Source organism: Methanobrevibacter boviskoreani JH1 (assembly GCF_000320505.1).
GTDB lineage: Archaea > Methanobacteriota > Methanobacteria > Methanobacteriales > Methanobacteriaceae > Methanarmilla > Methanarmilla boviskoreani.
On sequence record NZ_BAGX02000021.1, the window covers coordinates 61,375 to 74,501 of the forward strand.

Here is a 13,127-nt window from a genome sequence, read left to right on the forward strand (position 1 = left end):
CCATAATGGTCTTATTTTAATGCATTATTTGAAACAGGAGGTTGATGATAAGCTTTCATTTCAATCCCATAATGGTCTTATTTTAATTTTAAAAATTTCTGGTATAATCTATCATATTGTATATTTCAATCCCATAATGGTCTTATTTTAATCTTATCGCTGCAAGAGACATACTTGAACAGAATAATATTTCAATCCCATAATGGTCTTATTTTAATTGGTTTCATTAACCAATTCAAAAGGAGAATTATTGGCATTTCAATCCCATAATGGTCTTATTTTAATCTGTTAGCCTTGTTAGTGAATGTGAAATTCATTTTACATTTCAATCCCATAATGGTCTTATTTTAATTGGGAGTAGACATTACTTCCACGAAAGGAAAAATAAATTTCAATCCCATAATGGTCTTATTTTAATTTATCGGTAACCACAGATGAAGGATCCATCAAATATATTTCAATCCCATAATGGTCTTATTTTAATTATCACTTCGTTTGTTTTTAGAATGTTTTCATGGGTATTTCAATCCCATAATGGTCTTATTTTAATTTGGATCTAGTGTTAGTACTTGAACCAATGAAAACATTTCAATCCCATAATGGTCTTATTTTAATATGATGTTCGAAGATGAAAACGGTAGATTATACAAATTTCAATCCCATAATGGTCTTATTTTAATTAGTAAGCTATTGAATATCCAATAGCTTGAATTTCCATTTCAATCCCATAATGGTCTTATTTTAATCCATGTAACTCTTTGAATCTTACCACCAGTACCCTCATTTCAATCCCATAATGGTCTTATTTTAATGGATTACTATAAAGTTAATGGTTGTACTTATGAGTTATTTCAATCCCATAATGGTCTTATTTTAATTGTCAGTATGCTCGTGGTGTAATGTTAAATTTTGACATTTCAATCCCATAATGGTCTTATTTTAATTACTCCTTCAAGACAAACAAGGAATTGTCTAATATAATTTCAATCCCATAATGGTCTTATTTTAATAAATTAGCTTATCGCAGTTTAAATCAAACTCTCTTTATTTCAATCCCATAATGGTCTTATTTTAATCTAGAAGAACGGCAGTTACATGAAGCCGATGAGTATTTCAATCCCATAATGGTCTTATTTTAATTCCTGTGAAAGAATCCAATACGCTTGTTGGTGTAAGATTTCAATCCCATAATGGTCTTATTTTAATATTTACGGAGCATATGAGGACGGAGACGATTATAGTCATTTCAATCCCATAATGGTCTTATTTTAATAATCTCCAAGTCATATGAACCTGGAGCACCAGTAACATTTCAATCCCATAATGGTCTTATTTTAATATTAAAAAGAGAACTACAAGAATTACCTGAAGAAAAAAATTTCAATCCCATAATGGTCTTATTTTAATATGGACATGAAAGGGTTCATGGTAAATATGGTAGTAATTTCAATCCCATAATGGTCTTATTTTAATTTCAAGATGTTGTTTAAATTCTTTTTCCATTATTACATTTCAATCCCATAATGGTCTTATTTTAATATGAACCTGCAAAGACCACCACAACCACCATTAATAAATTTCAATCCCATAATGGTCTTATTTTAATTTTATCTCCAGAATGAAATTCAAACAGTTTTACAATATTTCAATCCCATAATGGTCTTATTTTAATTAGATACAACAAGCCTTATCCGTTCTGGGGCATTATCATTTCAATCCCATAATGGTCTTATTTTAATACTTGACCCACCAACTCAAGGACGGGAATCAATACATTTCAATCCCATAATGGTCTTATTTTAATTAGGACCAAGTACATAGAAATTTGCAACATTTCCTGATTTCAATCCCATAATGGTCTTATTTTAATTGCTCTGTTTTCACAGACATTTGCAATTATTCGGATATTTCAATCCCATAATGGTCTTATTTTAATCAATACAACTAAAATAGAAAAAGAGGGTTATATTTTAATTTCAATCCCATAATGGTCTTATTTTAATGAAGACTCGGTGTACATATACAGGCACATAATAATGATTTCAATCCCATAATGGTCTTATTTTAATTTCTAAACTAACAAAATATGGTTTTGATAATCCACTATTTCAATCCCATAATGGTCTTATTTTAATGATACAGTGCAAGTGTTGAAGGCTATAAGGTATTATCATTTCAATCCCATAATGGTCTTATTTTAATTGATTTCCACAACCTATACCCATAGCTGCTTTCTCCATTTCAATCCCATAATGGTCTTATTTTAATTTGAATTAGCAGAAGATAGTCAAGCTGCTGGGCAAATTTCAATCCCATAATGGTCTTATTTTAATTTGTTCATCATAGACTATATCACTACTTTCACAGTTATTTCAATCCCATAATGGTCTTATTTTAATTTATATGAAAGTAAACATGATAAATAAAAAATAAATATTTCAATCCCATAATGGTCTTATTTTAATTGGCAGTAATGGAACAGCACCATCAGACTTGGTAACATTTCAATCCCATAATGGTCTTATTTTAATCAGCTAAAAGAAATGAATAATACTGGTAACCTTATTGTATTTCAATCCCATAATGGTCTTATTTTAATTTGGATTTGGTCTATGAGACATACAAATTGAAGAATATTTCAATCCCATAATGGTCTTATTTTAATTAAAAACAATTAATATATAAACCGTCGTTTAATATAATTTCAATCCCATAATGGTCTTATTTTAATTGCAATATAAGCATCCTTCATAGCCTGATTGGATATTCATTTCAATCCCATAATGGTCTTATTTTAATAAGTCTTAGGAAGGTATAATAATAAAGCAGCAAGTATATTTCAATCCCATAATGGTCTTATTTTAATTAGGATTTAAATAAATTACTTAAATCCATACTAATTATTTCAATCCCATAATGGTCTTATTTTAATATCTGCATCTTTAAATTCAGAACCAGTAACAAAAACATTTCAATCCCATAATGGTCTTATTTTAATTGGGGTCACCCATAGCATACTCTATTGTAAGGTAATTTCAATCCCATAATGGTCTTATTTTAATTTTTACTTGATTATATCCATTTGTAACTGTATATTCATTTCAATCCCATAATGGTCTTATTTTAATCTGCAACAGTCAAAACACCTATACAGGTCCTTCATTGTAAATTTCAATCCCATAATGGTCTTATTTTAATTTCACTAATGTGGGACCACTGAGACTGTATATTTCCATTTCAATCCCATAATGGTCTTATTTTAATCATTGTTTTGCTTTTCTTCACCACCAGTAAGGTATCTATTTCAATCCCATAATGGTCTTATTTTAATAGGAGTTGCAAAACCGAATATATTACTGCAACCATAATTTCAATCCCATAATGGTCTTATTTTAATAATCATAAACTTGATGATCTAAAAAAGTAATTTATAAATTTCAATCCCATAATGGTCTTATTTTAATCTTAATGCGGGTATTACTGAGGCTACATTCTGGAACATTTCAATCCCATAATGGTCTTATTTTAATATCTATGTCATCGAATGTACGAACATAATCTTTAGATTTCAATCCCATAATGGTCTTATTTTAATTCGACAATGTGTTGAACGGTTTCCACTTCATACCACATTTCAATCCCATAATGGTCTTATTTTAATCTCATACACTTATAGGAAGGCACTTGATAATGTCCATTTCAATCCCATAATGGTCTTATTTTAATAAAAGGGCACAGGTTGAACAGATACAGCTTAACAGATTTCAATCCCATAATGGTCTTATTTTAATTAATCTTATGATCTAACTTGCAAGGTAGGATGAGATTTCAATCCCATAATGGTCTTATTTTAATCATCCGCCTTGTTGTTGACATTGATGAATTGTTTCTATTTCAATCCCATAATGGTCTTATTTTAATTAGATGAGAATAATAAAGCATTAAAACCATTTATTAATTTCAATCCCATAATGGTCTTATTTTAATCAGGCACATCTGATGTGTGCATTATGTAATGCCGTATTTCAATCCCATAATGGTCTTATTTTAATTAATTTAAGGTTGAATTTGTTAGTTGGAATATTTGAATTTCAATCCCATAATGGTCTTATTTTAATTTTCTAAACTAATGTTATGGGGGTGAAAAGAATGAATTTCAATCCCATAATGGTCTTATTTTAATTGTCGACTGTGTATGTGTCCTTGATTGTTACTTTCCATTTCAATCCCATAATGGTCTTATTTTAATGATAATATTAAATAATAAGATAACTAAAATTAGTATATTTCAATCCCATAATGGTCTTATTTTAATTGGATAATCACAGATGCTACTAATGACTTTATATTATTCTAATTTCAATCCCATAATGGTCTTATTTTAATCATTTTTTCATATGTTTCCGATTATCTTTAAGATATATTTCAATCCCATAATGGTCTTATTTTAATACATCTGCAAACTAAAAGCATTACTAATGAAAACATATTTCAATCCCATAATGGTCTTATTTTAATTTGAATATAATGCTCCCGAAACACAAGTATATAATGATTTCAATCCCATAATGGTCTTATTTTAATTTGGTGTATATTGAATATTGTCTATTCCCAAGAACCGTATTTCAATCCCATAATGGTCTTATTTTAATCTCAAAGGTAATATCATAACTATAAACCAATTCTGATATTTCAATCCCATAATGGTCTTATTTTAATCTGAATCATGGTATTGATAATCAACTCCTTTTGGTATTTCAATCCCATAATGGTCTTATTTTAATAAGTTAACCTTTAACGATTTACTTCGTTCACAGATATATTTCAATCCCATAATGGTCTTATTTTAATATAGTTTACAGGAACATGGGTAGAGTTAGTGTAGAAATTTCAATCCCATAATGGTCTTATTTTAATTATTCTTTTATTGTTTTCATAAATCGCCCTTATACTATTTCAATCCCATAATGGTCTTATTTTAATTTTGTTTTTCTATTATCATTGGTATGCTTTGACCTTATTTCAATCCCATAATGGTCTTATTTTAATTTTAATTACTATGAATTATATGAAGAACCTATAAGATTTCAATCCCATAATGGTCTTATTTTAATTTGATCCGTTGAACATGCAGCATATTATATATAATTATTTCAATCCCATAATGGTCTTATTTTAATTTGAGGAAATATTGAATAGGGAAAGAGATAAACTTCAATTTCAATCCCATAATGGTCTTATTTTAATAAACAATCATTTTTAGACCCATGATATAGAAAGAACATTTCAATCCCATAATGGTCTTATTTTAATCTGAAGATTCATATTATCAAAAAGTCTCCCTTTACTATTTCAATCCCATAATGGTCTTATTTTAATAGTAAATCTACACAGAAGTCATATGTTTTTCTATGATTTCAATCCCATAATGGTCTTATTTTAATGAAACCATGGGATAAATCTGTTGAGATTAGGAATAAATTTCAATCCCATAATGGTCTTATTTTAATTTTAGCAAAAAATAAATCAATCTCAAGACTAGTAACATTTCAATCCCATAATGGTCTTATTTTAATTATACACTACTGTATACAAAATTACAGAATTATATAATTTCAATCCCATAATGGTCTTATTTTAATATTATTCTGTTGATTCTTTCATCTGCAACTTTTGAGGTATTTCAATCCCATAATGGTCTTATTTTAATACAATATCACTTAGATTAAAGATACAGTTTAAGTCGATTTCAATCCCATAATGGTCTTATTTTAATCATCTATGATGGCTCATGGAGTGGGGCATTAAGCACATTTCAATCCCATAATGGTCTTATTTTAATTCATACTGGAGAATTAGAAGTAAATAACAAAATCATATTTCAATCCCATAATGGTCTTATTTTAATATATTAATGAATATTGGAGAAACACGGAGAGAATAATTTCAATCCCATAATGGTCTTATTTTAATAGGCTGGAAATTTTCTTAAAATTTATTATTTCCAATTAATTATTGTTCTTTTAATAACTTAAAATTTTTGAATATTAAAATAGAATTTATTTTATATAGATTAAAATATTTGATATTAGTTTTTAATTTTTGTTTAATAGTCTTAAGATTGATTATTTAATTTTTTATCCATTATTTATGAGATATTTAATTATAAATGTTTAAACATTCTTTTTTTATAAATTTTGTACATTTTTTTAATTTTATGTTTTTTTTATTTTATATCATTATATATAGATTAACAGTTTTTTTATTAAGATCTTAACATAAAAAAGATTATTTAAAATTTAGGGAAATACTTAAAAAAGAGTATATTATTATTTCTATTAACTTGTTTAAATATAATTTATTAAAATTAGAAAATAAATGTTATGTATAATAAGAACCTATTTTGAGTTAATATATTTTTTTAAAATCTAAAATTGAAATTTAGTATAAAAATATATTAAAATAAATAATATTTTCCATTATTTTGAAAATATGGTTAAAAGATTAAGGATTAATTTAAATACTAAATTAAATTATCTATTACTTTAGATTAAAGTTTTAATTTCATAAAAAATTTAACTAAAATCACCATCGTCTGTAAAATCCTGTGTACTCTTTAACCTGTCCTGTTAGATATTTGGTAAGTAATCTTGCTTGGTATAATAGGATATCCTGATAGGCTATTTTTTTATTATTGAATTCAATTTTAGATTCAAATTTTTTATATATTCCAGAAATGAGTGTTTTTTTAGCTTTATCTCCAATTCTAATATTGCCTTCATAGAATTCAAAATCATCTATACTAAGTTGGTTTTTATTAATTATGGATAGCACTGTTTTGTCCACTATTTGTTGTCTGAATTCCTCCATTAAATCAAATACTAAGCTTACTCTCCCATATCGCTCGGAATGTAGGAATCCACAATATGGATCAAGACCAACATTATAGATTGCTTTCCAAACAGTACTCTGTAAGATTGCATAACCATAGTTTAGAAGTGAATTTACCGGATCTTGTGCTCCTCTACCACTTCTTAAAATAAAACCCCAATCATCATTTATTATATAAGAGATTCCTTTCCAATATTCTGAAGAGGCATGACCTTCATAACCTAAGATACTTGATCTAATATTGCCGATTTTATCCACTTTCAAATCTTTTAGTCTTTGAAGTTCTATATTTAGATTATTTTTTATGTCAAGTAAATATTCATCATTATCTCTTGATTTGGCTATTGTTCCAAGTACTGCTTTTTGATTTTCTATTTTGCTTATTATGAATTCCTTAGCTATTTGGCCACTTCTTTTATCAAGTAGGGAATAATATTGCTCCTTTTTTATAATGACATTTTTCTTTTCAGGAGGAGACAATCTATAATCTACCTCCCCTTTCCAATTTATAGAAACACAGTCAATATCATATTCTGAAAGAAGGCTTAATGCATCAAATGTAATGGAACCTTTACCAGTAAATAGTATTTGGGATATGTCCTTGGCTCTAAAATATTTGATTTCTTTATTATTTTCTTTAATAATAATCTGATTATCCCTTTTGCTTACTGATTTGCCAAAACCATCTATAACCAATCTCATAATAACACCTTTAAAATATCATAAAGCTCTCCTTTTTAGGCAGGTCAAGATCACCTTCAATAAAAATAGAATCCTTACCAGAAGCTCGTTGTCTGAAGCTATTTTCAAAAGCGAGGATCACCTTCAATAAAAATAGAATCCTTACAGGTTTCACAAACAGGTATCATCATAATACTGTCATTATCGGATGAAAGATATAATTCAAAATCATTAATAAGTTCTAATCTTTCATCAATATCTAAAAAACCAGAAAAAACAGATTTTTGAACTCTTATAAGTCCATAGTATCGTAATTTATTTATAAAATGAGTACGACTTAAGTTTTCAGAGATATCGTACATTACAAAAACCATAATTTTAAATTCCCCCTAAAATTTAAAATGTATAAAAAGTAATTAAAAATATAAAATTTTTCAATCTTATTGTTTGCAATAGAACCGGAGTAATTATCATCATGAGTCCTTACCAGTGTAGCAATCCTTGTTTTATTAGATTATGTTTTGCAATACAAAAATTAGAAAACCGAGTTGATAATATATGAAATAGTCGCAATCCTTGTTTTATTAGATTATGTTTTGCAATAGTCAAAAAATTTTCTTGAAAGTACCCTTTAGAGAATGTAAAATCCTTCTTTTTTCAGATTTTTGTGCAAGTCTTCTAAAAGTACCTCTGTTTATAAAGTATTGCACAATTTATATAAAAAGATTTCTATTTAAATATGAAGATATTATTTATTTAAATTTAGACTAATTAAAAAAATAATAAATGTTTTAGATAATTGAGTAAAATTACCACGTTAAATTTAATTTAAATCAATTAAATTAAAATAAATTTTGTAATAAAAATTAAATAAAAAGTATTAAAACATAAAAATTGCTGAGACTTGCACAATTAATATCTATTCTTCATTAAGTTAAATAAGGATAGTTAAACTATTAAATTAAAAATAAATAGTTATTTGTCTTTTAAATTTTCAATTTGTAGAAAATTATAAAAATTTTTTAAATATTTTAAGAAATTATTAGATCTATTAAATATTAAAAAAATAATTATTTTAATTGGCATGGATTAAAATGATTCTAATTTAATCTTTATATTTAGATTAAAGAAAATTTTTAAAATTATATTTATTTTAATTTTAATTGAAGTTTCATCGATTTTTACACTTGAAATACTGATTAAAATATGGGGTATCGTAGAATTTTTTTAATATTTTTTTTATAATTCTAAAATTTTCTTCTAATTATTTTTACTTTTATATTTTTTAATTTTTTTTTAATTTTACTTTTAAATTATAAAATAAGTTAATTTTCAATCAGGTTTAAAGATTGAGTTTAATAAAAAATCTGTCTGATAATAGAAAATTTTTATTTTAAAAATGGTTTTATATTTTAAGTGAAAAATTGAATTTTGAAGAAGTTCAAGCTTAAAATAAGAAGAAAGTTAGTTAATTTAATTCTAAATTAACTATTAATTTATCTAAAACATTTAATTTTAAAATTTAATACATAAATCTATTTAATGTTATATTTTACTAAACTACTCAATAAATATAGCTGGCTTATATGGCATTGCATTACGGGCCTTGTTCTGTGGATCATAGGAGTCGTCGGTATGGATGACTATCTCACTACCACATTCCTCTTCCATATATGCTTTGCCGTCTTCAAAGATTGACTCCTCATCAATCTTTCCAACATATGGGGTTTTGGTTATCTCACGGCTAATCTTTTTAGCGTTTTGAGCTATTGCTTTTTTATCGGAGTAGATATTTGCTTTGATGGCCCTTCCCATGATCTGACCAATGTCAGGTTTTCCAACCTCTGAAGCTATTTTATATAAATCCCATTTCCAGTCCGGTGCAAGGTATAGGTGGATTTTACTTACATCTGTATCGACCATCTTTTCAATCTCTGTAATATCATGTACAGCATTCTGGATAAGTGCCTCGGAGGTGCTGATCTCGTCACTGATTAGGGACTCGTCATATTCCGGCCAGGATGCCTCTGATACAAAGCCCTCACCGCCATAGGTGGACCATAATTCCTCACAGGTATGTGGTGTAAATGGTGCAAGTAACCTGATCCAATTGTCCAGAAGTGTGGATAATACATAGATAACACCCTCATCACCATTATCGATAATGTGTTTTACCCTGTATAGGTAGTGGTCCACATCCTTTTTAAGTAAGAATAATGCTTCCTGTGATGCCTTTCTTGTCTGGAACACCTCAAGTGCCTCTGTTGCATTCTTGATATGTTTGTTTAATTGGCCTATCATCCATTTATCAATATTCCTTGTAAGCTCCACTTCCTTAATGTCAGATAGATTGAGGTTTCCACCTGCAACCTCATCTACTTTGGATGTAAATTCCCTAAACCATTGGAGTCTTCTTTGAGTACCTTTTACTTCCTTTTCCCTCCAGTCGAAATCCTGCCATGGTTCTGCTGAACTCATGAGGAACAATCTTACTACATCTGCAGAGTATTGGTCTATTGCATCGTTAAGTAATATTACATTACCTTTGGAGGAGGACATCTTGTTTCCCTCAAGAAGACCCATACCAAATACAACGGTACCCTTAGGCCATTTGTCCCTAGGGAATATTGCAGAGTGTGCAAACATCAGGAAGCTTAAATGGTTTCCAACAAGGTCCTTTGCAGATAATCTCCAGTCAAGAGGATACCAGTAGTTGAACTCATTCTGGATTTTACTTACGGTCTCACTGTCGACCTTGATGTCATCGGAGTCAATGTCCAGGAACACCTTATTAAAGAATGCCTCATTTAGAAGTTCAGGGTCCATATCCTTTAGGTATTTAGCTATTGTATAGTAGGACATATACATTGTTGAATCTGTAAGTGGTTCAAACAGCCATTTTTTATCCCATGGTACACGGGTTCCAAGACCTACCCTTCTGGAACATGCCCAGTCATCTAGCCAGTCAATATAATAGTTGAAGTTTGACTTAACCTCAGATGGAATAATGGTTTCCCCATCAAGAACCTCATGGGCCTTTCCTTTCCACTCCTTATCGGAGTATTTCATAAACCATTGGTCATCCAATATCTTTACAACACAGCGGTGACCGCAACGGCAGATAACAGGTCTTTCTGCAAAGTCATAGATAATGTCCGCATATCCTTCTTCTATTAAATCATCTCTAACCTCATCCCTTACATATGCAACTCTCTTACCACCATACTTAGGTATGTGGTCACTTACATAACCTTTACTGTGTTCTGTCTTATATAATTCCTCGGTTGCATCATGTAACTTGGGATCGTCCTGGTTTTCAATGCCTAGTTTTTCAATGGTTTCCTTTGCAGGGATTGGGCCATAACCTTTAACGGTTACGACATTTCTAGGTTCGGCCTTTAGGACAGCTTCCTCAAGTCCATATTCCTTGATTAATTCCGCGTTGTTCTTTAAATCACGAAGTGCGATATAATCTGCAGGTGCATCAGCAGGTTCTGAGAATACCACTCCGCTTCCATATTCTGCATCTACAAAGCTTGCAGGGAATACTGGAATCTCTTCACCTGTTACGGGGTTTTTGGAGATTTTACCAATGATTTCTTTAGGGTCGATATCTCCTAGGATCTTTAAATCCTTCTGGTTTGAGATGTTGTAGTATGCATCATCGGACATTATCCATTTCTCACCTTCTGATCTGCCTTTCTCAACTTCAACTAGAATATAGTGGACCTCAGGATTTAACCAGATATTGGTTGCACCGAAGATGGTCTCAGGTCTTAGGGTACCGGTTACAAGGAATTTGTCCTCAAGCGGGAATTTTAGAAGTGTAAGTTCATTAACACCAATACCTTCCCCTTCAAGAAGGTCATGGTCTCCAACAGGGTTCTCGTCATGTGGACAGTATTTTACAGGGTGTTCCCCCTGTATGATTAAGCCTTTGCTTTTAAGTGTTTTCATCTGCCATGTGACAAATTTCTGGAAGGTAGGGTCGATGGTTCTAAATTCCCTTCTCCAGTCAATGGTATAACCCATCTTGCTCATAACATCATGATATTCACTTGAGAAGTATTTTACAATATTGATAGGATCCGCCAATTTTGGAAGTGTTTCCTTAGGTACCTTATGTACGTTTTCATATAAGTCTAGGGTCCATTGATCCTTGTTTTTAATCCTGTCTGCAATTCCAATAACAGGAGCTCCAGTTACATGCCAACCCATTGGGAATAGAACATTATAACCCTCCATTCTTTTAAATCTCGCATAGACATCTGGAACGGTATATGTTCTTCCATGTCCCACATGCATTGCACCACTTGGATATGGGAAAGCTACTGTAATATACATTTTCTTCTTATCATTTGGATTTGATTCAAATAGCTTTGCATCTTCCCATTTCTTCTGCCATTTTTTCTCAATATTCTCTGACACTAAATCACCATTATTCTATCTTTTTAAAGTTAAGTACGTAATATTAAAAATTGACCTATAAAATAAGCTAATTTTATCTAAATAAATATAAACACAATTTTTAACCAAAGATTTAACAGATAAATCATCTGTTCCTTGGTTAATTTTTCTTAAAATAATCTTTTTTTATAAAAAAATAACAAGGTTTAAATCTTAAAATCGGATACCTTAGGAGATTCCGGAACCTCTATCTTATGACGGCTATTTATTACTTTATTTCTAATTAGATTGATTGTATCGTCACTAATGTTAAGACTGTCTCTTATTGTCTTGTTGTCCAAATTCTTATCAATAGCCATATATAAGAGCTTATCTAAAAGTTCATAACTTAAACCTATCTCATCCTCATCAGTCTGGCCAGGCCATAATCCTGCCCTTGGAGGCTTTACAATGATCTCCTCTGGAATTTTCCATGCTCTTGCAAGTGATCTTAACTGTGTTTTATATATGTCTCCAATAGGCTCCATATCACAACCGCCATCACCATATTTTGTGAAGTATCCAATGTAAAGCTCGCTTTTATTTCCAGTACCTACAACCAATGAATTTCTTAGGTTAGCATAATAGTATAGTAAACACATTCTGATTCTTGCCTTGAGATTTCCATCTGCAAGCTGTACAGCATCGTCACTGTATTTACCGTCTCTATGTGCCATCTTTATAAACTCATCTGAGATACTGTCAATATTGACCTCTTTATACTTTATATCCAGGAGTCTTGCCATTAATCTTGCATGGTCTGTATCTTCTTTCGGTGTTGTTGATGAATACATGTGTATTCCAAAAACGTTTTCACATCCAATAGCCTCAACAGATAAGTATGCTGAAACAGTGGAGTCTATACCTCCACTTAAACCTATAACTATACCATCACAATTTGCCTTTGATACCTTGTCTTGTATAAATAAGCAAATTTCCTCATTTACTTTCTCTTCATCTAGCTTAGGTAATGTATACATGAAAATCACATATTCAGTATTTTTTTTTATAAAAATATATTAATGTATTATATATTGTTTTTAATTTATTTAAAATTATTTTATAATAGTGATTTTTTATATGTGATAGTCTGATAATCTAGAATGATT

Annotated in this window: 4 protein-coding genes and 1 CRISPR repeat array (1 of these 5 running past the window's edge); all 4 genes read right to left on the minus strand. The window is 29.5% G+C overall.

Translation table 11 applies throughout. The annotated features are described in order from the left end of the window. A CRISPR array of direct repeats spans positions 1 to 5,973; the repeat unit is 30 nt; unit sequence ATTTCAATCCCATAATGGTCTTATTTTAAT; it begins 3,645 nt to the left of the window's first position. A 612-nt stretch (positions 5,974 to 6,585) separates the two neighbouring features. Next, positions 6,586 to 7,593 (minus strand): CRISPR-associated endonuclease Cas1, encoded by a 1,008-nt coding sequence (cas1, locus tag ON24_RS05995; RefSeq protein WP_040682294.1) that lies wholly within the window; start codon positions 7,591 to 7,593, stop codon positions 6,586 to 6,588. Between the two features lie 104 nt (positions 7,594 to 7,697). Then, a complete protein-coding gene (cas2, locus tag ON24_RS06000; RefSeq protein ID WP_050553577.1) occupies positions 7,698 to 7,946 on the minus strand; it encodes a CRISPR-associated endonuclease Cas2 in 249 nt (82 codons plus the stop codon). Positions 7,947 to 9,132: 1,186 nt separating this feature from the next. Beyond that, entirely contained in the window at positions 9,133 to 12,000 is a 2,868-nt protein-coding gene (gene leuS, locus ON24_RS06005) for a leucine--tRNA ligase (RefSeq protein WP_040682295.1), read from the minus strand. Between the two features lie 185 nt (positions 12,001 to 12,185). Further along, on the minus strand, positions 12,186 to 12,998 hold the full coding sequence (locus ON24_RS06010) for an NAD+ synthase (RefSeq protein ID WP_040682296.1): 813 nt from the start codon (positions 12,996 to 12,998) through the stop codon (positions 12,186 to 12,188). Positions 12,999 to 13,127 lie beyond the last annotated feature (129 nt).